Here is a 24,115-nt window from a genome sequence, read left to right as displayed (position 1 = left end):
AGTTGTACTTGAAGTAGTCTTAGGCTCTTCAGTTGTAGTTGTTGTACTTGAAGTAGTCTTAGGCTCTTCAGTTGTAGTTGTTGTTGAAGTAGTTGTAGGTTCTTCAGTTGTAGTTGTTGTTGAAGTAGTTGTAGGTTCTTCAGTTGTAGTTGTTGTTGAAGTAGTTGTAGGCTCTTCAGTTGTAGTCGTTGTTGAAGTAGTTGTAGGTTCTTCAGTTGTAGTTGTTGTTGAAGTAGTTGTAGGCTCTTCAGTTGTAGTCGTTGTTGTAGTTGTTGTCGTAGTTGTTGTCGTAGTAGTAGTTTCTTCTTTTGGATTCACAATTGTCTTAGTTACTGAATAATCAGCTCCAAAATCTTCAACGTTAACTTCTGTATCTGCATCCTTGATGACATAGCCGGAAGGTGCTTCAACCTCGGTGATAATATATTTATCTTTCAACAGTTTGTTAACAGCAATATTACCATTATCATCTGATACATACTCACCAATAACTTGGTTATTAGCTTGACGAACTACTTTAAATTTAGCACCCTTAAGTGGTTGATTCGCTTCATCTACTTTATGGATATTGATTGAGTAAACATAACCAACACCAGCACCACCAGCAATTTGAACTAAAGCAGCATTTGTAAATTCTGTAACAACGACACCTTCACCTTTTAATGTAGCATCATTCTTTAATAATTCACCATCAACGGGTTCATAATTTAAACGTACGTTATAAGAAATACGATATTGGTCTTCTTCTGTCATGTCCCCTAATTCGACAACGAAAGATTGTCCATCTTCACTAACTGTAATCTTGTGTTGGTCTGTTACATCAACACGGTTTGAGAATACCCATTCACCGGTTTCATAAGAGAATTTACCTTTGATAACCTTAATGCTATCTTTTACATAGCTAGCATTTGTAAATTTCAAGTGATCTTCAATTGTTACACTCTTGACGTTTTGTTTTGTACGATTGACTGAAATAGTGTATTGAACCTCTCTTTTGTCTCCCTCGTTAACCCAACTAGTCTTTGTTAAAAGAGACGGATCACCATCGCCAATACCAGTAAATGATACCTTACCAGCAGGTATTGTTTCTTTATTAATCGTAATCTCAACTGGAATTTCTCCTTGTTGAGGGTGTTTTTTGAAATCGACACGAGCATAGAAGAAGAAAGATCCGTGAGTATCTGAGTGTTTTTCAACATAATCCGTATAAGTTAAAGTAAGGGACTTGTTATCAGCACTTAGTTTTGCATGTGCAATCACCTCATTTGTATTGATATCCTTGATTTCAATATTATCAGAGTTAATGATTATAGCATCAGGCACCGTAATTATCGTTTGATCTCCTGCCTTAACATTTTTTCCAGATAAATCAAAATCTGCATTAAGACGGAATGTAGCCCATTGCTTTAATTCCCAGTCGAGAACTCCGCCTTCATTATTTGATACCTTAATATTTTGGATTGTATCTACGAATTTTCCAGATACTGAAACCTCAGGAGTTTCAGCAAAAGTTTTATTCAAACTAAATACGAAAATAGTCGTCAATACGCATATCAAAAATGAGAAAATACTAAACTTTTTCTTTTTGTTCATTTTATAGTTCCTTCTAATAAATTTTAGATAGTTTCAAGACATAATTTAAAATTACGTCATTTACTAAAAAACAAGTAAGTCACATAGGATAATTTTATAGACACCTTTAGTACTGGCCCTCCTCCTAGTCTTTTACTAAAACTATCCTATAGGTGAATTATATCACATTATAATATGTACATCAATAATAAATATGTGAAATTTGCTATAAATTAAAAAATTCACAAAAACTTAGAAATTATCTGTCTCTTAAGAATAAAAATAATATAAAAACGCTTACATTCTTTGTTTTATCAGATTTGAATTTTAAGTGTTTTATGAAATGATTGAAAATTCTATCGCAACAATTTACAAAAAATTTAAGTAAAGATATTATTTTTACTGGTGATTTTATATTAAATTTAATTATTTATTATATTTCTCTAATCATTTATTTGATAAATCATCGTGTGGGAATTTTATATTCTATTTGTTTGTGCTATACTTTAAAATATATAAAGACTATTAAATGTAGGGCAACAAATACATGACTTATAAATTTTTACTCTTCGACCTAGACCACACCTTGCTTGATTTTGATGCTGCTGAGAATGTAGCCTTAACACAACTCCTTAAAGAAGAAGGAGTTACGGATATTCAAGCCTACAAAGATTATTACGTTCCTATGAATAAGGCTCTCTGGAAGGATTTAGAACAGAAGAAGATTACAAAATCAGACTTGGTTAACACTCGTTTTTCAAAATTGTTTGAGCATTTTGGGATCGAGAAAGATGGTACCTATTTAGCTAATCGCTATCAGTTTTATTTAGCTCAACAGGGACAGGTGTTTTCTGGTGCTATAGAACTCTTAGATAACCTCATTGAGCGTGGTTATGAACTCTACGCTGCGACAAATGGGATAACTGCCATTCAGACAGGTCGTTTGGAACAATCTGGTATTGCACCATTTTTCAAGGAAATCTTCATTTCAGAGCAACTCCATACCCAAAAACCAGATGCAGCATTTTATGAGAAAATTGGAGCTCGAATTCCTAAATTTAATAAAAATCATGCCCTTATGATTGGTGATTCTTTGTCAGCTGATATTCAGGGTGGAAATAATGCTGGCATTGATACCATCTGGTACAATCCTCATCACCTCGAAAATCACACACAAGCCCAGCCAACTTACGAAGTCGACTCTTATCAGGCTCTGCTAGAACTCTTAGATAAACTGTAAAAAGTGGTTTCCATAGCCACTTTTTGCTATAATAGAGGCAGTATAAATGAAGGAGCGGTAGCAGTAAATGATGTCTAGGCCAATTCTTTCTCTTTATGAACCGTTGTATACACTAAAGGAAGTTGATCAAAATATCTGGATAGTAGATGGTGATTTGATTCAAATGGACGTGAAGATCTTCAAGCTTCCTTTTCAGACACGTATGACGGTGGTTAAGTTAAATGATGGCAAACTTTGGATTCACTCTCCGATTGCGCCAAATGAGGGACTGTTTACTGAACTAGACGCTTTGGGCAAAGTCGCTTACCTGATTTCACCAAATAAGATTCACTACGCCTATATTTCAGATTGGAGAAAAAGATATCCTCATGCGCAAGCATGGTCTAGTCCAGGAGTTGAAGAGAGAGCGAAAAGTCAGAATGTCAAGGTAGAATTTGATGCTCCTTTAACAGATATGGCTCCTGACTTATGGTCTGATGAGATTGAACAGCTTATTTTTAAGGGAAGTTCTGTCATCGAAGAGGTGGTGTTTTTTCATAAATCAACTAAAACACTTATTTTAACAGACCTTATAGAGAATTTTGAACCTGAAAATATAGCTAGTCCAATTCGCAGAAGATTCTATCGTTTAGCTCGTGTAACAGCTCCTGATGGTCAAACTCCTATTGACTATCGGATGACTTTTATAGGAAGGCAAAGGGAAGCAAAGGTCTCCTTTGCCCGTATGTTAAACTGGAAACCGGATAAGATCATTCTTGCACATGGTTTATGCTTTTTTAAAAATGGTACGGATGAATTAAGACGTGCCTTTAGATGGATACGATAAAGGAGTTGGCGATGCAACATTCATCTTGGCATGCCTTGATTAAGGAGCAATTACCTGAGGGTTATTTTGGGAAAATCAATCAGTTTATGGAGCAGGTTTACGCTCAAGGAACTGTATATCCGCCCAAGGAAAAAGTTTTTCAGGCTCTATTGACAACTCCTCTGGAAGAGGTTAAGGTAGTGATTCTGGGGCAGGATCCCTATCATGGTCCTGGTCAAGCTCAGGGCTTGAGTTTTTCAGTTCCAGATTCTATTCCAGCACCTCCTTCTTTGCAAAATATTTTAAAAGAACTTGCGGATGATATTGGGGTAAAACCGTCTCATGACTTGACCTCTTGGGCGGAGCAGGGTGTTTTGCTTCTCAATGCTTGCTTGACTGTCCCTGCTGGCCAGGCTAATGGTCATGCTGGTCAGATATGGGAGCCTTTTACAGATGCTGTGATCAAGGTTGTCAATAAACTTGATAGAGCAGTTGTTTTTGTCCTCTGGGGTGCTTATGCACGTAAGAAGAAGGTATTGGTAACTAATCCTCAACATCTGATTATTGAATCAGCTCACCCGAGTCCCCTTTCCGTTTACAGAGGATTTTGGGGTTCCAAGCCTTTTTCCAAGGCCAATGCATTCTTAAAAGAAACAGGACAAGAGCCAATCGATTGGCTTAGATAAGGAGAGAATATGCCTCAGTTAGCGACGATTTGCTACATTGATAACGGAAAAGAATTACTCATGCTTCATCGCAATAAAAAGCCTAATGATGTCCATGAAGGAAAATGGATTGGTGTAGGTGGAAAGTTAGAGCGTGGGGAAACTCCTCAAGAATGTGCTGCACGCGAGATTTTAGAAGAAACAGGGTTGAAAGCTAAGCCGGTTTTAAAGGGAGTTATCACTTTTCCTGAATTCACTCCTGACTTGGACTGGTACACCTATGTGTTTAAGGTGACGGAGTTTGAGGGTGAATTGATTGATTGTAATGAAGGGACCTTAGAATGGGTTCCTTATGATAAGGTTTTAAGCAAACCAACCTGGGAAGGAGACCACACCTTCGTAGAGTGGCTTTTAGAAGATAAGCCTTTCTTTTCAGCCAAGTTTGTTTATGATGGTGATAAGTTATTGGATACCCAAGTGGATTTCTACGAATAAAGGAGAAAGCAGATGTTACTAATTAAAAATGGTCGAGTCATGGATCCTAAGTCTGGTTTGGATCGAGTGTGTGATGTTTTGGTTGAAGACGGTAAAATTGTTCAAATTGCTCCTGAAATCCAGGAAGAAGGCGCTCAAGTAATAGATGCTACTGGTCTTGTAGTTGCGCCTGGATTGGTAGATATCCATGTTCATTTTCGTGAACCAGGTCAGACTCATAAAGAAGACATTCATACAGGAGCACTAGCAGCAGCAGCGGGTGGTTTTACCACTGTTGTAATGATGGCTAATACAAATCCAACTATCTCAGATGTTGAGACTTTAGAGGAAGTTCTTCAATCAGCAGCAAAGGAAAAGATTAACGTTAAGTCTGTAGCAACGATTACCAAAAACTTTAATGGCCAAGACTTGACTGACTTTAAGGCGCTTTTAGAAGCTGGAGCCGTTGGTTTTTCTGATGATGGTATTCCTCTTGAAAGTAGTAAAGTAGTTAAAGAAGCTATGGAAGAGGCTAAAAAACTCAACACTTTTATCAGCTTGCACGAAGAAGATCCTGGTTTAAATGGTACGCTTGGCTTTAACGAAAATATCGCTAAAGAGCACTTTCATATCTGCGGTGCTACTGGGGTTGCAGAGTACGCTATGATTGCTCGTGATGTCATGATTGCCTATGCAACCAAGGCTCATGTTCATATTCAGCATTTATCTAAGGAAGAAAGTGTCAAGGTTGTGGAGTTTGCTCAAGGTTTAGGAGCAAATGTAACAGCCGAAGTAGCACCGCAACATTTCTCTAAGACTGAAGCGCTTCTCTTGACTAAGGGAAGTAATGCTAAGATGAATCCACCTCTACGTCTGGAATCTGATCGCCGTGCAATTATCGAAGGACTCAAGTCAGGTGTCATTTCAGTAATTGCGACAGATCACGCGCCTCACCATGCTGATGAAAAGAACGTCGAGGATATCACCAAAGCTCCTTCAGGTATGACAGGACTGGAAACTTCCTTGTCACTTGGTTTAACTTACTTAGTCGAAGCTGGTGAGCTGAGCTTGATGGAATTATTAGAAAAAATGTCTTACAACCCAGCAAAACTTTATAACTTTGAAGCAGGTTATCTATCAGAAAATGGTCCGGCTGATATTACAATTTTTGATGATAAAGTGGACCGAATCGTGGATAGTCATTTTGCTTCTAAAGCAGCGAATTCACCATTTATCGGTGAATCTTTGAAAGGGCAAGTCAAATACACCATTTGTAATGGACAGATTGTCTATAAGAACTAGGTGAAATCTGCTCTTTCGAATCATTAATTAGAGAGAGACGATATGTACCCAACCCATCATTTTAAAGACAAATTTGTCTTATTTCTTAAGATTTTCTTTCCAATTTTAGTTTATCAATTCGCGAATTACTCAGCTTCATTTGTAGATACGACTATGACTGGCCAGTATAATACTATAGATTTGGCTGGGGTATCAATGGCGACAAGTCTATGGAATCCCTTTTTCACCTTTCTAACTGGTATTGTCTCAGCCTTGGTTCCTATAGTTGGACATCATTTGGGTCGAGGAAAGAAAAATGAAGTGGCTTCTGATTTTTATCAATTTCTTTATCTTTCGCTTGGATTATCCATCTTTCTATTTGTTTTAGTTTTTCTTGCTGCGCCACTAATTCTAAACAATATGCGGCTAGAAGCAGCAGTAGCAGATATAGCAATTCGTTATCTCTGGCTTTTAGCTATTGGAATTATTCCTCTATTACTCTTTAGTGTTATTCGTTCATTACTCGATGCGCTGGGACTGACCAAACTATCCATGTATTTAATGCTTTTATTGCTACCTCTCAATAGTGGTTTTAACTACCTCTTAATCTACGGAGCTTTTGGCTTCCCTGAGTTAGGAGGGGCTGGAGCAGGGCTCGGGACTTCCTTGGCTTATTGGGCGTTGTTGGGGATTTCCATACTAGTCCTTCTTAAACAGGAAAAATTGAAAGAACTGCATTTAGAGAAACGATTACCCTTAGACGGCGATAAAATAAAAGAAGCAATCAAATTAGGCTTACCGATAGGTGGAACCGTATTTGCAGAGGTTGCTATTTTTTCAGCAGTTGGTTTGATTATGGCAAAATTTTCATCGTTGATTATTGCTAGCCATCAGTCCGCGATGAACTTTTCGTCACTCATGTATGCTTTTCCGATGAGTATTTCATCAGCAATGGCGATTGTGGTGTCTTATGAAGTTGGAGCCAAAAGGCTAGAAGATGCTAAGAAATACATCAAAATTGGGCGTCTATCTGCTATGGTATTCGCAGTTTTGACTCTCTCCTTTTTATATATTTTCCGAGAAAATGTTGCGAGACTTTACGGTTATGATCCTGAATTCATTAAATTGACAGCTAGTTTTATGACCTATAGTCTATTTTTCCAGTTGGCTGATACATTTGCAGCTCCGTTACAAGGTATTTTACGAGGTTATAAAGATACAGTCATACCTTTCTATCTCGGTCTCCTTGGTTACTGGGGAGTTGCTATACCTCTTGGTTTGTTTCTAGATTATTCAACAAATCTCGATGCTTATTCATATTGGATAGGTCTTATTGTAAGTTTAGTTGTCAGTGGATTACTCTATCAGTGGCGTTTACAAGTTATTATGAAAAGATTCAAATAATTTGATGAAAATATCCTTAAAAATTAGTTTGTGAAATAGTCGTTTTATGTAAAGAAAAGTCTTGATTTCATTGACTTTTCTTTTTTTATATTGTGAAAAAATAGCAAGCATATTCTTTGACTCTCATTAACCTATAAGTTAGAATAGAACTATAAGAAATTAAACTTAGAAAGGCAAGATTATGTCAACTTTAGATAAAAATCTTTTGCTTGAGATGTTCCGTAAGATGGAAGAAATTCGTCGTATGGATTTAAAAATTGCTCAATTAGTAAAAAAAGGAAAAGTGCCCGGTATGACGCACTTTTCTGTTGGTGAGGAAGCTGCTAACGTTGGGGCTATGTTGGCTCTAAACGAAGATGATCTCATAACATCGAACCACCGTGGTCACGGACAAGCCATTGCTAAAGGAATCGACCTTAATGGTATGATGGCTGAAATCCTTGGTAAGTATACTGGAACTTGTAAAGGTAAAGGTGGATCAATGCACATCGCCGACCTTGATGCAGGTAACCTTGGTGCCAACGGTATTGTTGGTGGTGGTATGGGGATTGCAGTAGGTGCTGCCCTTACTCAACAAATGAAAAATACTGGTAAAATCGTTGTCTGCTTCTTTGGTGATGGAGCGACTAACGAAGGTGTATTCCACGAAGCTGTTAATATGGCCTCAATTTGGAATCTTCCAGTTATTTTCTACTGTATCAATAACGGTTATGGAATTTCTGCTGATATTAAGAAAATGACTAATGTCCAGCATATTCACGAGCGTAGCGCTGCTTACGGCATTCCTGGAATGTTTATTCCTGACGGAAACAATGTAATTGATGTATACGAAGGATTTAAGAAAGCAGTTGACCATGTCCGTTCTGGTAAAGGCCCTGTCTTAATCGAAAGCGTAACTTACCGTTGGCTTGGTCACTCTTCATCAGACCCTGGTAAATATCGTACACGTGAAGAAGTCGATGAGTGGAAGGAAAAAGATCCAATCGAAAACCTCCGCAAGTACCTTGTTGAAAACAAGATTGCTAGTGCAGAAGAACTTGAAGAAATTCAGGCTCAAGTCAAGGAAGCAGTGGAAGCATCTGTTAAGTTTGCAGAAGAAAGTCCATTCCCTCCGCTAGAATCAGCTTTTGAAGATATTTACGCAGACTAAGGAGAAGTAGAGAAATATGGAAACAAAATTAATGTCTTTCCGCGATACCATTATCCTTGCAATGTCTGAGGAAATGCGTCGTGATGAAAATGTACTCTTGATGGGTGAAGATGTCGGAGTTTTCGGTGGAGACTTCGGAACTTCTGTAGGTATGTTAGAGGAGTTTGGGCCGGAACGTGTTCGTGACTGTCCTATTTCAGAAGCTGCAATTTCTGGTGCTGCTGCTGGTGCTGCTATGACTGGACTTCGTCCAATCGTTGATATGACTTTCATGGACTTTTCAGTTATTGCCATGGATAATATCGTCAACCAAGCAGCTAAAACTCGCTACATGTTTGGTGGTAAAGGTCAAGTGCCTATGACAATCCGCTGTGCCGCTGGTAATGGGGTAGGTTCTGCTGCTCAACACTCACAATCATTGGAATCTTGGTTTACTCATATCCCAGGATTGAAGGTTGTAGCTCCAGGTACACCTGCTGATATGAAGGGCCTTCTTAAGTCTTCAATCCGAGACAACAATCCTGTTATTATTCTTGAATACAAATCAGAATTTAACCAAAAAGGTGAAGTACCTGTTGATCCAGACTATACTATCCCACTTGGTGTTGGAGAAATCAAACGCGAAGGAACTGATGTAACAGTAGTAACATACGGTAAGATGCTTCGTCGTGTCATGCAAGCAGCTGAAGAATTGGCTGAAGAAGGCATCTCAGTAGAAGTTGTAGACCCACGTACTTTGGTTCCACTTGATAAAGACATCATCATTAATTCAGTTAAGAAGACTGGAAAAGTAGTTCTTGTCAACGATGCCCACAAGACAAGTGGTTTTATCGGTGAAATCTCAGCTATTATCTCAGAATCAGAAGCATTTGATTACTTGGATGCACCAATCCGTCGCTGTGCAGGTGAGGATGTACCAATGCCTTACGCACAAAATCTTGAAAATGCAATGATTCCAACAGTTGAAAGCATCAAAGATGCAATCCGTAAAACTCACAACAAACAATAATACATAACATAAATTATGTAATATATGATAAATCAGACGAGAAGCTTTGTATCTTTTAGGTACAGAGTTCTCTGCGTCCTTAGTATCTTAGATTAGAGCACGGGCTAAAAGCTCGGAAAAAAGATAAATCTCCTTGACTTCATCGAAGTCTGTGTTGATTTCCTATTTTTCGGTCGCTTTTAAACGCCCTTTGCATCATAAATAGAATAGGAGAGGTCATGGCTGATGATAAGCTAAGAGCGACTCCTGCAGCTAGAAAATTAGCGGATGATTTAGGAATTAATCTCTATGACATTTCTGGCTCAGGCGCAAACGGTCGTGTCCACAAAGAAGACGTGGAAACATATAAAGACACTAACGTGGTTCGCATTTCACCACTCGCAAAACGAATTGCATTAGAACATAATATTGCTTGGCAAGAAATCCAAGGAACAGGTCATCGTGGTAAAATCATGAAGAAGGACGTTTTGGCCTATCTTCCTGAAAATATCGAAAATGACACCATTAAATCACCTTCTCAAATTGAGAAAGTGGAAGAAGTTCCAGACAACGTAACGCCTTATGGAGAAATCGAACGCATTCCGATGACTCCTATGCGTAAGGTTATTGCTCAACGTATGGTTGAGTCATACTTAACTGCTCCAACCTTTACGCTTAACTATGATGTAGATATGTCTGAATTGCTTGCCCTTCGTAAGAAAGTTCTTGATCCAATTATGGAATCAACTGGTAAGAAAATCACTGTGACAGACTTGCTTTCTCTCGCTGTTGTTAAGACTCTTATGAAACATCCATACATCAACGCTTCGTTGACTGAAGATGGTAAGACAATTATCACTCACAACTATGTCAACCTTGCGATGGCAGTTGGTATGGATAATGGATTGATGACACCAGTTGTCTATAATGCAGAAAAAATGAGCTTGTCTGAGTTAGTAGTAGCCTTCAAAGACGTTATTGGACGTACCTTAGACGGTAAATTAGCTCCTAGCGAATTGCAAAATTCAACTTTCACCATCAGTAACTTGGGAATGTTTGGTGTTCAATCATTCGGTCCAATCATTAACCAACCAAACTCAGCAATTCTCGGGGTTAGCTCAACAGTTGAGAAACCAGTTGTAGTTAATGGTGAAATCGTGATTCGTCCAATTATGAGTCTTGGATTGACAATTGACCACCGTGTCGTAGATGGTATGGCTGGTGCTAAGTTTATGAAAGACTTGAAAGCTTTGATTGAAAACCCAATCTCAATGTTGGTTTAAAATATTTGTTTTAGAAATATAGATAAAGGAAGTAAGATATGGCCTTAGAAGTAATTATGCCAAAAGCCGGCGTGGATATGACAGAAGGACAAATCGTCCAATGGAATAAAAAAGTCGGAGAATTTGTAAAAGAAGGAGAAATCCTTTTGGAAATCATGACTGACAAAGTCAGCATGGAATTGGAAGCAGAAGAAGATGGTTATTTGATCGCTATCCTGAAAGGTGACGGCGAAACTGTTCCTGTTACTGAAGTTATCGGTTATCTTGGTGAAGAAGGGGAAAATATCCCAACTGCTGGATCAGCACCAGAAGCTAGTCCAGCACCTGCTGTAGCTAGCGCTTCAAACGATGATGGTAAGAGTGATGATGCTTATGATATCGTTGTTATCGGTGGTGGACCTGCTGGTTATGTTTCTGCTATTAAAGCAGCTCAATTAGGTGGTAAGGTTGCTCTTGTTGAGAAATCTGAACTTGGTGGAACTTGCTTGAACCGCGGATGTATCCCAACTAAGACTTACCTTCACAATGCTGAAATTATTGAAAATATCGGTCACGCTGCAAATCGTGGTATCGTGATTGAAAATCCTAACTTCACAGTTGATATGGACAAACTTTTAGAAACAAAATCTAAAGTTGTCAATACACTTGTAGGTGGTGTTGCAGGACTTCTTCGTAGCTATGGAGTTGATGTTCATAAAGGTATCGGTACTATTACTAAAGATAAGAATGTCTTGGTAAATGGTTCTGAATTGCTTGAAACGAAGAAAATCATCCTTGCTGGTGGTTCAAAAGTAAGCAAAATCAACGTTCCTGGTATGGAATCATCTCTTGTGATGACTAGTGATGACATCCTTGAAATGAATGAAGTACCAGAAAGCCTTGTGATTATTGGTGGCGGTGTTGTCGGAATCGAACTTGGACAAGCCTTCATGACCTTTGGTTCAAAAGTTACTGTTATCGAAATGATGGACCGTATTGTTCCAGCTATGGATGCGGAAGTATCTAAGAACCTACGTCTAATCCTAGAACGTAAAGGTATGACTATCTTGACAGGTACTAAACTGCAAGAAATCATTGAAGAGGATGGCAAACTTCGTATCAAAGTTGAAGGAAAAGATGATGTTATCGCAAACAAAGCTCTTCTTTCAATCGGTCGTGTTCCAGACCTTGAAGGTATCGGTGATGTTGAATTTGAATTAGAACGTGGTCGTATCAAGGTTAATGAATACATGGAAACTTCTGTTCCAGGTATCTATGCGCCTGGCGATATCAACGGTACTAAGATGTTGGCTCACGCTGCCTTCCGTATGGGGGAAGTAGCAGCTGAAAATGCTCTTAAAGGAAATCACGTTGTTGCCAAATTGAACTTGACTCCTGCAGCTATCTACACACTTCCAGAAGTAGCAGCAGTTGGTTTAACAGAAGAACAAGCTCGTGAAAAATACGATGTCCAAATCGGTAAATTCAACTTTGCTGCAAACGGACGTGCAATTGCATCAGATGCAGCTCAAGGATTTGTTAAAGTTATTGCAGACAAGAAATATGGTGAAATCCTCGGTGTTCACATCATTGGCCCTGCAGCTGCAGAGTTGATCAACGAAGCGTCAAGTATCATCGAAATGGAAATCACTGTAGAAGAAATGCTGAAGACAATCCACGGACACCCAACATACTCTGAAGTTATGTACGAAGCATTTGCTGATGTTCTTGGAATGGCTATCCATTCACCTAAGAAAAAATAAAAATAGATAGACTAGACTGGAATTATTTTCCAGTCTCTATCGTATTAGAAGGTATCTTATGAAATACATTATCAATCATTCAAACGACACTGCCTTTAATATTGCTTTAGAGGAGTACGCTTTTAAACATCTTCTTGATGAAGATCAAATCTTCCTTCTTTGGATCAACAAACCATCTATTATTGTAGGACGTCACCAAAATACCATCGAAGAAATTAACCGTGACTATGTACGCGAAAACGGTATTGAAGTAGTCCGTCGAATCAGTGGTGGTGGGGCTGTTTACCATGATTTGAACAACCTTAACTATACCATCATTTCAAAAGAAGATGAAAACAAGGCCTTTGACTTCAAGAGCTTCTCTACCCCAGTTATCAATACTTTGGCTGAACTTGGTGTTAAAGCTGAATTCACAGGCCGTAACGACTTAGAAATCGACGGTAAGAAATTCTGTGGAAATGCACAAGCCTATATCAATGGCCGTATCATGCACCATGGTTGTCTTCTCTTTGACGTAGATTTGTCAGTCCTAGCTAATGCACTTAAAGTGTCTAAAGACAAGTTTGAATCAAAAGGGGTTAAATCAGTCCGTGCTCGAGTAACTAATATTATCGATGAGTTGCCAGAAAAGATCACTGTTGAAGAATTCCGTGACTTACTTTTGGAATACATGAAAAAAGAATACCCAGAGATGACTGAGTACGTATTCTCAGATGAAGAATTGGCTGAAATCAATCGCATCAAAGAAACTAAGTTTGGAACTTGGGACTGGAACTATGGTAAATCACCAGAGTATAACATCCGTCGTGGAACTAAATTCCCAAGCGGTAAGGTTGAAATCTTTGCTAATGTTATTGAGTCAAAAATTCAAGATATTAAGATTTACGGTGACTTTTTCGGTATCGAAGATGTTGCAGCAGTAGAAGATGTCCTTCGTGGTGTCAAATACGAACGTGAAGATGTCCTCAAAGCCCTTCAAACCATTAACCTAGGTCGTTACTTCGCAGGAATTACTGCAGAAGAAATTGCTGAAGCTGTGGTGGAATAAAGTAAAAGATATCCATTTAACATGGATATCTTTTATCTTAGACTTGATATTCAAAAATAATGAGAGTAGAATAAAGAGGAAATCTGAACAAAAAAGGGGATCATATTCGATGATGAAAATTCCAATGGAAAAACTTGGTCTATTTGAACAGTTAGACCGTATAGTAGTGGCTTTTTTTAGCAAGCAACAACCTTCAAGTCCATATGATTTGAATATCAGTATTACACAAGAACACCTTGACCAGAAAAAGCAAGAGCTAGAACCATTAGGCTACCAAGCTGTCCAACTACCATTAGGAATGGCTTTAGATAATATCATTCAGCAACCTCATTATAAAAACTTAATCATTGGTGGGCTTGCTCCCGACGAAATTATAGTCAGCAAAGAAGAATTAATGCCTATGAAAGATATTGTGGACAGTTTTTGTATTATGTACGCTGCAGCGAATAACAGACTGGAAAATAGTAAGGCTTATGAATTAATGAAAGATAAGACGGTTTATTTTATTGGTAAACTATTTACAGATATTCCAAAAGACGGTGATGAAATTGCTTATTTAGGAATTGATCGAATAGCGAGCGATGGTACACCATATGAAGCTGTTAAATGCTTTCTAACGGAGGAGAGTGCAGAGAGATTCAATGATGAAAAAAGACCGGTCACCCCTGCAAACTTGGCCTATCTAAAATCATTTTGGGGAAAACCAGTCATTATTGAGCCGCACCGTAATTATTGGATCGAATTTTTATAGAAAGAATAAAAGAGCGTAAGATTCCATAAAAAATCCTACGCTCTTTTATTAATACTAAAACATTACATAATTTATATTATGTATCTCACAAACTATCCAAGGCATTTTTTTGCTCATCATTAACGATATGGGTATACAGGTCCGTTACTTGTGTGCTAGCATGTCCTAGTTGATGACTGACCAAAACTTGGGATTTGGTGGCATCATAGAGACGGGTAGCAAGAGTATGGCGGAGTTTGTGGGGTGTCACCCGGACTTTGAAGTCTTCTGAATACTTGGCCACCATCTTTTCAACACTAGAAGCATCAATACGGTTAGGAACACCTCGGTACAAGGTTAAGAAAAGGGCTGTATCGGTTTTTTCTGTCTTATAACGTTTGTCTCGAATAGCGAGATATTGCTCTAAATAAGGCTTAGCAAAGGCAGCGACATTAACCGAGTCTCGTTTTCCACCTTTTCGAGTAACGTCAATCACCATCATTTTGAGATTGAGGTCTCGAAGATCTAGGTTGACTGCTTCAGAGAGACGGACGCCAGAGGCAAGAAGAAGTGCGATAATGGCTAAATCTCTCTCTTTATTCTTATTAAAGGAAGATAAGGCGCGATTTGAGAGTGTTTGAGGGTATTCCTGGTCGATATAGTTCAAGAAACCTTCTGTCTCATCACCTAAAAAGAGCTTTTGCTTGATATTCTCAGCGCGAGCAGCTAAGGTTTCTTTCTTTTTCTTGGTCGCAACCTTCTTCATGACATTCCGATAGAAATAAGGTTCCCCTTGCTCATTTTCAACTTCCTCAGTCAAATACTTATAAAGACTAGAAAGTGCTGAAAGGGTCCGGTTAATGGTTGTTTGAGAGACCCCATTTTTCGTCGTATTGGCATTGAGCAGAGGACGTTCACGTAAGTAAAGAATAAAAGATTCCATGTCTTTCTTGGTCATGTGCTCCAGAACGTCTAAGGGAATATCGGCCATGGTGTCAGCATCTGATATGCCAGATTCCAAGACCCAGGTGAAAAATCGATCGTATTCCTTTAAGTATTCGTACAAGGTCGTAAAACTGTATGGAACAGCCAGTTTCGATTGATAGTATTCTAGAACATACCAGGGCATGACTTGTTTGAGTTTATCGATACGTTCTAATAAGATCTCGCGTTTCATGTTTTTCTCCAAATCTTTCTATACTAGTAGTATAGCATAGCTATATATTTTTTTCAAGAAAATTATAGTTTTTCGGAAAGATGTTATAGAGGGCTATATAGGAATGGATATCCTAATTTTATATAGATAAGTTCTAAAGTAACCAAAAAAATTTTTTGAGCTAATCATTGTCAATTATGTACTTTATTTAAGTGAACACTGGAAATTTTTAAAGATGTTCATCTTCTGTAAAATGTACTTTATTTAAGTGAAAACTAAAAACCTTTCAAATGTACATTTTGACAAAATAAGAACACTTTATATTATTTAAAGTGTTCTTATTTTTTTATATCTTTTTTAAACTGTACAAAATGTTCTTGCTTTCTTCTGTATCCTTTGCAAATCGAACATGCCTTTTTATTTCTCTTTCTGTACATCATTCTTTCTTTAACTTGAATTTTATAACGATGTTCTGGATTTTCTTGACATATCCACCATACAGACATATTACTTAACTCTGTGATTTCAGTTGGATTTGCTATTAGGATGTTATCTAAATAATCACACTCATGCATTAGACTTTTGTTGTGTCGTTGCTAAGTCGTTAAATCCTTTTAAAACTTTTTGATTCCTACAATATGGACAAGAATTTTCTCTGTAAAATTTTTCTTTAATAACTTGCTGATAATCTCCAGTGCATACAGGACATTTCCACCATGCGATATATATTGAATTAACTCTTACTGAAGACATTTCTTGTTTATTTAATGTTGACCATTCTTTAATTAACCAAGGATGTGTTGTTTCAAGATCGTTATAACCTTTTGCAGTCTTTTTAAATAAACAAAATGTTACCTCATCAGACTTTAATAAGTTCTTGCTACTCCAATAATCACATAATTCAGGATAAATATCTGAAATTGTATTATAGCCTTTTAATGCTTGTTCGTTATTGCAATATGGACAAGTATTAGGCACTTCTCTTCTAATTGGAATTGAACACAAGTATTAAACTTAATACAATTTTAACATTGCGGAAAAGAGGTGTAAAGAATAAATACTCTGAAAAGCTTGTATACATTTTTGATTCGTGCACAAGTATGTAAATATTGTAAAACAATTTCAAAATGTGGTAGACTAGATATGAATTTTGATGGACGATAATTAGGTCAGAGAAAAGGTTATAGATGGAAAAATTAGTTTTTATCGGAATGCTAGTCTTCTTGGCAATTGTGTTTATTGGAATATTGTTTTGGCTTCGTTTTAGAATGAAGAACACCTTTGAGAACGGTGTTCCAATGTACGATGCCCCAGCAAATAATCAGACTAGGACCAGTAAGCTAAGCGTAGGAGAGTATGCAGTGCACATAATTTTAATACTAATTAGCGCTGTAATTGCCTTTAAGGTCATGAGCATGTTCCGTCATGGGGCGGCGCCAATTGGTGCTGCTATAATCACACCTTCTATAATGTCGCTTTTCAATGCACGAAGGAGAACTGGGAAATCTTGGATGGGTATCGTTGCAGTGCTTATGGTATTCGTGTTTTTGATGTTTGTATATATAATTATAGGTCTACCTGATAACGCACCTCCACTTAAAATTGACGGAACTGAAATTCATCTTACAGAGACTAAGATTTCGGATTTGATGGATAAGGGGTATGATATATATGTATCAAATAGTAAACAGGACTACCCCGAGTATGATGAGCTTTTGACATCGGGAAGCTATATTAAATACCAAGGAGCTGGGGTTAGCGTACCAAACGGCTTTAAGTCATATGACTCAGCAGTTACGCGATCTACCTATCTTCTTGTAAAGAAGAATGTAGTTCTCGGATGTATAGGTGTTTACGGAGATAAGAGGAAGAGTACGGAGCTGAAGGACTGTGTAGTTACGCAGGTTTGCTTCGATTCTGAGTGCACAGCTGTTGCCAAAAAACATGGAATTTCATATAATATAGATGGTATAGATTTGCTAAAGAAGCTTGACGAAAACGAGTTCACGAAAGTATTTGGGAAAAAAATATGGCTGACTCCAAGAGAGCCAAGAGATGAATATTTGGGTCATTATGGTGTGCAGTGGGGAGCAGGTAACAATGAATTCTTTTGGAATCATTATTTTATGAATTTTGACCTTGATTCGAATAATGATATAGTTAATTTTAATTTTAGTTCTAATATTGCAGCAGAGCGATAGAAGAATTTGCAGGGATAATTAGGCAAAATGAAAAAGAAAAAAGTACTAAGTAAGACAAAGTATGCTATTTATCTTCTAGTGGTCCACCTTATATGCATACTTTTCACTATAAGCAAAATAATGATACCTTCATGGGGTCACTGGTTAGAGACGACACGCTTTCTTTGGACAAGCTTTCCTACCTATGTATGCGTGTTAATAGCCGTTTTCCCAATGATATGCTTTTGGCCATATTTGATTAGTGCAGATTTTAAGCCGGGTACAGCAAAGACCTTGCTTGCGACTTTTGGTCTAATAGTAGGTAACGTGACTCTGATTTTGATATATACGACTATTTTGCACAAGGTATTATAGGTATAAAAAAATCCCTTTATAGGGATTTTTTGATTGCTTCAAGTAGCTCGTCATATTCTTCAAATGCTGGAACCTCTGGGTGATCCTTCTTGATTGATTCAGTGCTTCTAAACAAGAATCCTAGTGGGTGTTTTCCTTGAAAGAAGTCGGTTTAATCGACGGTCAAGGCAGTTGATGACTTACTAGAAAATTGTTCTCAATCCTATATTTTAGCTGATTTAGCTTATCTTAGCTATGAACTCAGAGAACAGTTGAAACAGAAAGGTTACCATCTTTGGGTGCCTTTACGTCAAAATATGGCAAGAACTAAACAACATAATCATTGGAAACTAATGGCTATGAGACGGACTATCTATCAATAAGACCTTAAATGAGTAGCAAAAAATGTACAATTGAACCAATACTTCTTCTGCACCTATTAGAGTAAAAATGTACAAATCAATTCCTTAAATCAGATGATGTTATGAACTAGAAAATATACAAAATAACACTTCAAAATAATGTACAAAATAAAAATAAAGTACACTCCTTAAAGAATGTACTTTATGCTTCTAATTCAGTTGTATCAATATTTTAGCTCTAGTTTAGTCAATTGTACATAAACTTTTAGTATTAACCAAAAATTTTTTTAGAGCTGATTATCCTCAATTATGTACTTTATTTAAGTGAAAACTAGAAATTGTTCAAATGTACATTAACTTTTAGTTTTCTACCAATGTTTATTCAACACTTACTAAGTAACTTTTACATAACCTTAAAACAAAAAAATCCAAATCTTTTTGTTAATTTGGATTTTTTAAGTATTTGATAGATATTTAAAATTATTCTAAATACTAATTACTACGTTTTGTCTTATATTTAACTTTGCTGGACTTTGCTATAAAACACGATGCAACAATAACAATAATTTTGATTAGATAGATTTCGTAATGAGCGTCACTAATAGTTAATTGAGAGAACACATTGATTATTGAATGTGTCATCACACAAATCCAGAGATTTTTTGTTTTTAAATAAAGAGCTGAAAGAATGAAGGAATTTGTCAGCAACCCAAATAAAAAAGGTACTAATTGAAGATTGATTAGGGAGCCATCTATATAGAAGAACAATAAATGCCAAATTGACCAAATGATAAATGTTAAAAATGTTGCTTGAAAATAGTGTAACTTCTCTTGTAAAATTTGCTGAAATACGTATCTCCAACCGATTTCTTCCAATCCACCAAATACAATAAATTTGAAAAACATCAGAAAAGGAAGATACCAGATAAATTGTACGATTTCCCCTCCAAAAAATAGAAAAGAGAAATCAAGAATAATAAGAAAAAATGCTAATAAATAATTTTTGTAACTGGTCTGAATATTAAAAAAATCTTTTATTATTTTCTTTAAGTCAATCTTATAATAGAAAATGGCAACAATGCTACCCCATAAGGCTGTAGAGATACCACCAATCATTATACCGAGAATATTTACTAGATCAGAACGAATAGCGAAATAATTAAAGAAAAATACAACTAAACAAACTAATAACAATTGGCTAAAAGTTCCTACCAAATAAACTGAAAGAGCCTTATTTCTACTCATAGCAACTCCCTTTAATTATTTAAAAATATCCTAAAAAATATATTTGTACATAAATTATATTATGCAACAAATATATTCTCTTATCTTTTTGTTCTTAAAAATACATAACTTTTTTTATGTTTTTATAGTAACAAATCTTTCACTTTCCCAATCTCGCTTTTTGGAATAACAAGATGGATCATATCTCCTAAATACATTCTTGTTGAACCGTTAACCGTCTTACGTTTTCCGTTATGAACTTGGGTTGTGATCAGAACGTTATGTGGTAAATTAAGTTCATGTACTTGCTTGCCTGCTATTTTATCAGAAACAGGAATTTCAATAAGAGTAACTTCTCCATCGTCACTTGCGGTTTCAGGTAACATTTTCTCCAGCATGGCTTCATATACTGGTGTTCCTTTTAGCAAATCCATAACGATGTAAGCAACAAGAGTCACCATCCCTAAAGGCATAAGATTACGGATATCTCCGACCATTTCGGTCACAAGAATCATAGCCGTCAATGGTGCCTTTGATATAGCCCCGAAATAGCCACTCATTCCAAGGATAACAAAGATAGGAAATTGCTGCTGGGTAATGAGTCCTAGATTGACACAAATAACACCTACTAAAGCACCCAGTAAGGAACCTAGAGCTAAAATTGGTAAGAAAATACCACCTGGGAGACCACTTCCGTAACTAATCATGCTCCAGATAAAGCGAATGATAAAGTAAGTTAAGAGAATTTGGAAGCTATAATCTTGTTCTGTTAAGGATAAGACAACCTGATTTCCCCCACCAAGTATTTGAGGTAGGAATATTCCTACAGGAATAATCAGGATAAAAGCAAAAATTGGATGATAAGCTTTGTCAATGTGAACCTTTTTCCCAATCCAATCATAAACTTTGCCGACATTCAGAACCGCTTTCTCATAAAGAAAACCTGAAAAACCAAGAAAAATGCCCATAAGCAGATAAATCCAATACTGGCTCAAACTCATAAGAGGGATATTATCAGGCATATCAAGCACGGGTGTCAAGCCAAAGATAAGAAGAGAAACAAAGTTTGCTACTAGACTAGCAGCCAAGGTAGAAACCCAGAAGAATCGTGAAAAATGGTGATAAACTTCTTCTACTACAAATAATAACCCCGCAATCGGTGCGTTAAAGGCAGCGGCAAGTCCAGCAGCAGCTCCGCTTGCAATCAAAGAACGCTCCTCAACAGGGCTAGACTTGAGCCATTTAGCAATTCCTTTTCCTCCAGCGGCACCTAGCTGAATACTGGGACCTTCACGACCGAGCATGAGCCCACTCGCAATGGCCAAGATACCTAGAATGTATTTCTTCCAGAGGACACTCCACCAGTTGAGAGACATGAGACCTTTTAACTCTGCTTCAACTTGAGGAATACCAGAACCTTTGATATCTTTCTCTGACTTCGTTAATTTAGCACTAAGCCAGCTGATAAAAAGATAAAGAAGGAAAATGATTACTAGATTCCGTATCAGATTCTCCTGATCTTGATAAAGTTTTTGTACGATATGAAAGCCTTTTTCAATCAAATAACGAAAAGAACCTACAATAAGTCCCACCACTAATCCAACGATGATACCTCGTCCTACTTGAGAAAGTATCGTACTTGACGCAAAGGCAAATTCTTTCTTGGAACTAAGTGTTTCCGACTGTTCCTCCATAATTCTCTCCTTTAATTATCTTTTACTAGTTTCTGAAATGATAGATTTAATCGGTTCAAAACTTATACGATGAATGGGTGTAACTCCGTACTTTTCAATACCTTCTAGATGTTTAGCAGTACCATAACCAGCATTTTGAGAAAAATCATAACCTGGGAATTCCTGATCATAGTTTGCCATGATTTTATCTCTGGTAACCTTAGCAATGATCGATGCTGCTGCAATGGATAGGGAATTCGCATCTCCTTTGATGATGGATGTCTGAGAAATCGGCAAATCCAACTTCATTGCATCAATCAAAAGGTGTTCTGGTTGAGGGTCAAGCTGAGAGATAGCTTCTTTCATGGCTAGTTTCGTCGCTTCATAGATATTGACCTGGTCAATGACATGATTATCCATAATCCCGATACCGATTGCTAGGGCATTCTCTTTGACTGCCTGAAAAATCTTCTCGTGTTTTTTCTTAGGAATTTTTTTGCTGTCATTTAAACCTTTAATTTTACAATTTTGAGGTAAAATAACTGCAGCAGCAACAACAGGACCAGCTAAAGGACCGCGTCCGACCTCATCTACACCTGCAATTAAGCTAATACCTTGTGCGTAAAACTCTTTTTCATAGCTAAGCATAGCCTCTAAGCGAAAATTTTCATCGATTTCAGCTTGAATGGCTTTCTTACGCTTTTTAATTTCCTTTTGTACACCAGTACGAGAATCTTTTTCAAATTTCTTAAACAAGGGACTATCAAGTTCAGTTATCTTTGCTATTTCTTCTTTTATTTCTTTAATCGTTGTCATTGAGGTCTTCCAATGTATCTAAGGTATAGTTACCTAGTTTTCCGTCACGAACTTCCTTAACAAAGAGATTATAGAAACGATCGTAATCATCCCGGAAACCAAGGATACGTGTCATATCGATGATGATTTCAGGAGCTTCATCGTCCAGATTCATTTGTTTAAAACGTTCTTGAAGCTTTTCAGGATAATGCGTTTTAAAGTAATTGAGACCGAAAATCGTTACCTCATCCATTGGAAGTAACTGATCCTTGATTGCTCCCGTAAGCGCAAGTTTGAGTGCAACAGTTTCATCTTCAAATTTTGGCCAAAGAATCCCTGGAGTATCCAAGATTTCCAAATCTTTATTGGTTTTAAGCCATTGTTGGCCTTTTGTCACACCAGGCTTGTTTCCAACTACAGCAATTTTCTTACCCGCTAAACGGTTCATCAGAGTCGATTTACCAGCGTTTGGAATCCCGATAATCATGGTACGCAAGGTCTCAATTTGAATACCACGTTCTTTTTGACGAGCAATCTTATCTGCCATGAGTTTCTTAGCAGCATCCGTTACTACTTTTACTGTTATTTGTTCCTTAGAGTTGATAGCAAGTGTCTGAATACCTTGTGATTCAAAGTGCTGACGCCACTCTTTTGTTAATGCTGGGTCTGCAAGGTCTGCTTTGTTTAGAATCAATAGTCTTGGTTTGTCCCCGATGATTTTAGTCAGCATCGGATTTTGACTAGACAAGGGCAAACGTGCATCTACTAAAACTGTCACAAAATCAACAAATTTTAAATTTTCCTGAACCTGACGACGTGCCTTAGACATGTGTCCGGGAAACCATTGAATAGTTGCCATTTTATTTCCTTTTCTTCATACAAACTTGTTCTATTAAACATAGATGATTACTGACTATTTTACCATATTTTGGCTATTTTTGCAGTTGAATGATATCTCAATAAAAGGGAAATCCCCCTTTACCCAAGAGGAAAAGAGGGATAAAATTCTTATTGATGAACAGCTTGTGCTGCTGTGATTAGAGTTAATTTGTAAACATCGTCAGAGTTACATCCGCGAGAAAGGTCGTTTACAGGTTTGTTAAGACCTTGCAAAACAGGTCCAACTGCAGCAAATCCACCGAGACGTTCAGCCATCTTGTAACCGATATTACCTGCTTCAATACCTGGGAAGATAAAGACATTAGCTTGTCCAGCTACATTACTTCCAGGTGCTTTAAGAGCTGCAGTTTCTGGAACAAAAGCAGCGTCAAATTGCAATTCGCCATCAATTTCAAGGTCTGGACGAAGCTCATGAGCGATTTTTGTTGCTTCAACAACCTTATCGACACTTTCACCAAAGCCTGATCCCTTAGTTGAATAGCTAAGCATAGCAATCTTAGGTTCGATACCAAACATCTTAGCTGTGATCGCTGAGTTAATCGCGATTTCAGCCAGGGCGTCAGCATCTGGATTGATGTTTATAGCACAGTCACCGAACAAGTAACGTTCAGTTCCACGAACCATAAGGAAGGCACCTGATGTACGGCTCACATTCGGACGAGTCTTAATGATTTGAAGAGCTGGACGAACTGTTGAAGCTGTAGAGTGGATTGCACCTGAAACCATACCATCTACTAAGCCCATATAGACTAACATTACACCAAAGTAGTTAACATCATTGACAAGCACTTCTCTCGCTTCTTCTTCTGTCATCTTTCCTTTACGACGTTCAACAAGCGCAGCTACCATTTCTTCAAATTGTGGGTAGTGTTCTGGATCAATGATTTCGTAACCTTCTGTAATTCCTTCGATTTCTAGATAGATTTTAATCTTGTCAGGGTTTCCTAGGAGAACTGGGATAACTTCTGTTTCTTTTACCAAACGCTTGGTTGCTTGAAGGATACGTGGTTCTTCACCTTCAGGTAGAACGATGCGTGCATTTTTACCAACTAGGTTGGCTTTCAAACTTTCAAAAACTTCCATGAGTTT

General features: G+C 37.4%; 22 protein-coding genes and 1 pseudogene. 14 read left to right on the top strand and 9 right to left on the bottom strand.

The window, feature by feature from the left end; genetic code table 11:
- Window positions 1-1,593: Ig-like domain-containing protein (locus tag AC3E9F_RS03450; RefSeq protein WP_490672812.1), on the bottom strand; the 1,593-nt coding region annotated here is incomplete at its 3' end.
- A gap of 526 nt (window positions 1,594-2,119) precedes the next feature.
- Between AC3E9F_RS03450 and pynA the strand changes: the two genes are divergently transcribed.
- The 12 genes from pynA to AC3E9F_RS03390 all read left to right on the top strand — a co-directional run bounded on the left by pynA (window position 2,120) and on the right by AC3E9F_RS03390 (window position 14,403).
- Window positions 2,120-2,812: a pyrimidine 5'-nucleotidase PynA gene (gene pynA / locus AC3E9F_RS03445; RefSeq protein WP_490672811.1), complete on the top strand. Its 693-nt coding sequence runs from the start codon at window positions 2,120-2,122 to the stop codon at window positions 2,810-2,812.
- Window positions 2,813-2,882: 70 nt separating this feature from the next.
- Window positions 2,883-3,638, top strand: a complete 756-nt coding sequence (locus tag AC3E9F_RS03440) for a DUF4336 domain-containing protein (RefSeq protein ID WP_263394530.1) — start codon at window positions 2,883-2,885, stop codon at window positions 3,636-3,638.
- Window positions 3,639-3,649: 11 nt separating this feature from the next.
- Window positions 3,650-4,303: a uracil-DNA glycosylase gene (locus AC3E9F_RS03435; RefSeq protein WP_263393566.1), complete on the top strand. Its 654-nt coding sequence runs from the start codon at window positions 3,650-3,652 to the stop codon at window positions 4,301-4,303.
- A gap of 9 nt (window positions 4,304-4,312) precedes the next feature.
- Window positions 4,313-4,777 carry an NUDIX hydrolase gene (locus AC3E9F_RS03430; protein WP_263393567.1) on the top strand — a complete coding sequence of 155 codons (465 nt, stop codon included), beginning with the start codon at window positions 4,313-4,315 and terminating at the stop codon, window positions 4,775-4,777.
- A gap of 12 nt (window positions 4,778-4,789) precedes the next feature.
- The gene (locus AC3E9F_RS03425) at window positions 4,790-6,058 is read left to right on the top strand and encodes a dihydroorotase (protein WP_263393568.1); all 1,269 of its coding nucleotides are present in this window, start codon (window positions 4,790-4,792) and stop codon (window positions 6,056-6,058) included.
- A gap of 42 nt (window positions 6,059-6,100) precedes the next feature.
- Window positions 6,101-7,441 (top strand): MATE family efflux transporter, encoded by a 1,341-nt coding sequence (locus tag AC3E9F_RS03420; protein WP_263393569.1) that lies wholly within the window; start codon window positions 6,101-6,103, stop codon window positions 7,439-7,441.
- Window positions 7,442-7,622: 181 nt separating this feature from the next.
- Complete coding sequence (locus AC3E9F_RS03415) at window positions 7,623-8,591, top strand: thiamine pyrophosphate-dependent dehydrogenase E1 component subunit alpha (RefSeq protein WP_045616134.1); 969 nt, start codon at window positions 7,623-7,625, stop codon at window positions 8,589-8,591.
- 16 nt (window positions 8,592-8,607) lie between these two features.
- The gene (locus AC3E9F_RS03410; protein ID WP_006150669.1) at window positions 8,608-9,600 is read left to right on the top strand and encodes an alpha-ketoacid dehydrogenase subunit beta; all 993 of its coding nucleotides are present in this window, start codon (window positions 8,608-8,610) and stop codon (window positions 9,598-9,600) included.
- Between the two features lie 218 nt (window positions 9,601-9,818).
- On the top strand, window positions 9,819-10,862 hold the full coding sequence (locus tag AC3E9F_RS03405) for a dihydrolipoamide acetyltransferase (protein WP_263393570.1): 1,044 nt from the start codon (window positions 9,819-9,821) through the stop codon (window positions 10,860-10,862).
- Window positions 10,863-10,900: 38 nt separating this feature from the next.
- Window positions 10,901-12,604 (top strand): dihydrolipoyl dehydrogenase, encoded by a 1,704-nt coding sequence (gene lpdA, locus AC3E9F_RS03400; protein ID WP_263393571.1) that lies wholly within the window; start codon window positions 10,901-10,903, stop codon window positions 12,602-12,604.
- A 58-nt stretch (window positions 12,605-12,662) separates the two neighbouring features.
- Window positions 12,663-13,652, top strand: coding sequence for a lipoate--protein ligase (gene lplA / locus AC3E9F_RS03395; protein WP_254724182.1), 990 nt, complete (start codon window positions 12,663-12,665; stop codon window positions 13,650-13,652).
- A 109-nt stretch (window positions 13,653-13,761) separates the two neighbouring features.
- A complete protein-coding gene (locus tag AC3E9F_RS03390; RefSeq protein WP_263393572.1) occupies window positions 13,762-14,403 on the top strand; it encodes a hypothetical protein in 642 nt (213 codons plus the stop codon).
- Between the two features lie 85 nt (window positions 14,404-14,488).
- On the opposite strand, the gene xerS is transcribed toward AC3E9F_RS03390, so the two are convergent.
- The 3 genes from xerS to AC3E9F_RS03375 form a co-directional block, all read right to left on the bottom strand.
- Entirely contained in the window at window positions 14,489-15,559 is a 1,071-nt protein-coding gene (gene xerS, locus AC3E9F_RS03385) for a tyrosine recombinase XerS (RefSeq protein WP_263393573.1), read from the bottom strand.
- A gap of 317 nt (window positions 15,560-15,876) precedes the next feature.
- A complete protein-coding gene (locus AC3E9F_RS03380) occupies window positions 15,877-16,113 on the bottom strand; it encodes a zinc-ribbon domain-containing protein (RefSeq protein ID WP_263393574.1) in 237 nt (78 codons plus the stop codon).
- Window positions 16,106-16,516: a zinc-ribbon domain-containing protein gene (locus AC3E9F_RS03375; protein ID WP_263393575.1), complete on the bottom strand. Its 411-nt coding sequence runs from the start codon at window positions 16,514-16,516 to the stop codon at window positions 16,106-16,108. Before AC3E9F_RS03375 ends, AC3E9F_RS03380 begins: the two co-directional genes overlap by 8 nt.
- A gap of 209 nt (window positions 16,517-16,725) precedes the next feature.
- On the opposite strand from AC3E9F_RS03375, the gene AC3E9F_RS03370 reads away from it, so the two are divergent.
- Both AC3E9F_RS03370 and AC3E9F_RS03365 read left to right on the top strand, forming a co-directional pair.
- Window positions 16,726-17,739, top strand: a complete 1,014-nt coding sequence (locus tag AC3E9F_RS03370) for a hypothetical protein (protein ID WP_263393576.1) — start codon at window positions 16,726-16,728, stop codon at window positions 17,737-17,739.
- Between the two features lie 515 nt (window positions 17,740-18,254).
- Window positions 18,255-18,446, top strand: a pseudogene (locus tag AC3E9F_RS03365) (transposase); the annotation flags it as partial.
- Between the two features lie 480 nt (window positions 18,447-18,926).
- Here AC3E9F_RS03365 and AC3E9F_RS03360 read toward each other — a convergent pair.
- The 5 genes from AC3E9F_RS03360 to pta form a co-directional block, all read right to left on the bottom strand.
- Entirely contained in the window at window positions 18,927-19,679 is a 753-nt protein-coding gene (locus tag AC3E9F_RS03360) for a CPBP family intramembrane glutamic endopeptidase (RefSeq protein WP_263393577.1), read from the bottom strand.
- A 122-nt stretch (window positions 19,680-19,801) separates the two neighbouring features.
- Window positions 19,802-21,352, bottom strand: a complete 1,551-nt coding sequence (locus AC3E9F_RS03355; RefSeq protein WP_263393578.1) for a ClC family H(+)/Cl(-) exchange transporter — start codon at window positions 21,350-21,352, stop codon at window positions 19,802-19,804.
- A gap of 15 nt (window positions 21,353-21,367) precedes the next feature.
- Window positions 21,368-22,147: a ribonuclease HII gene (gene rnhB / locus AC3E9F_RS03350; protein WP_263393579.1), complete on the bottom strand. Its 780-nt coding sequence runs from the start codon at window positions 22,145-22,147 to the stop codon at window positions 21,368-21,370.
- Complete coding sequence (gene ylqF, locus AC3E9F_RS03345; RefSeq protein WP_263393580.1) at window positions 22,134-22,985, bottom strand: ribosome biogenesis GTPase YlqF; 852 nt, start codon at window positions 22,983-22,985, stop codon at window positions 22,134-22,136. Before ylqF ends, rnhB begins: the two co-directional genes overlap by 14 nt.
- A 149-nt stretch (window positions 22,986-23,134) precedes the next feature.
- Window positions 23,135-24,109 carry a phosphate acetyltransferase gene (pta, locus tag AC3E9F_RS03340; RefSeq protein WP_263393581.1) on the bottom strand — a complete coding sequence of 325 codons (975 nt, stop codon included), beginning with the start codon at window positions 24,107-24,109 and terminating at the stop codon, window positions 23,135-23,137.
- Window positions 24,110-24,115 lie beyond the last annotated feature (6 nt).

It is taken from the genome of Streptococcus sp. SCPM-O-B-15277 (M60) (assembly GCF_058200335.1).
Note: the sequence above shows the minus strand (reverse complement) of the source record. Positions and strands in the feature narration are given on the sequence as shown.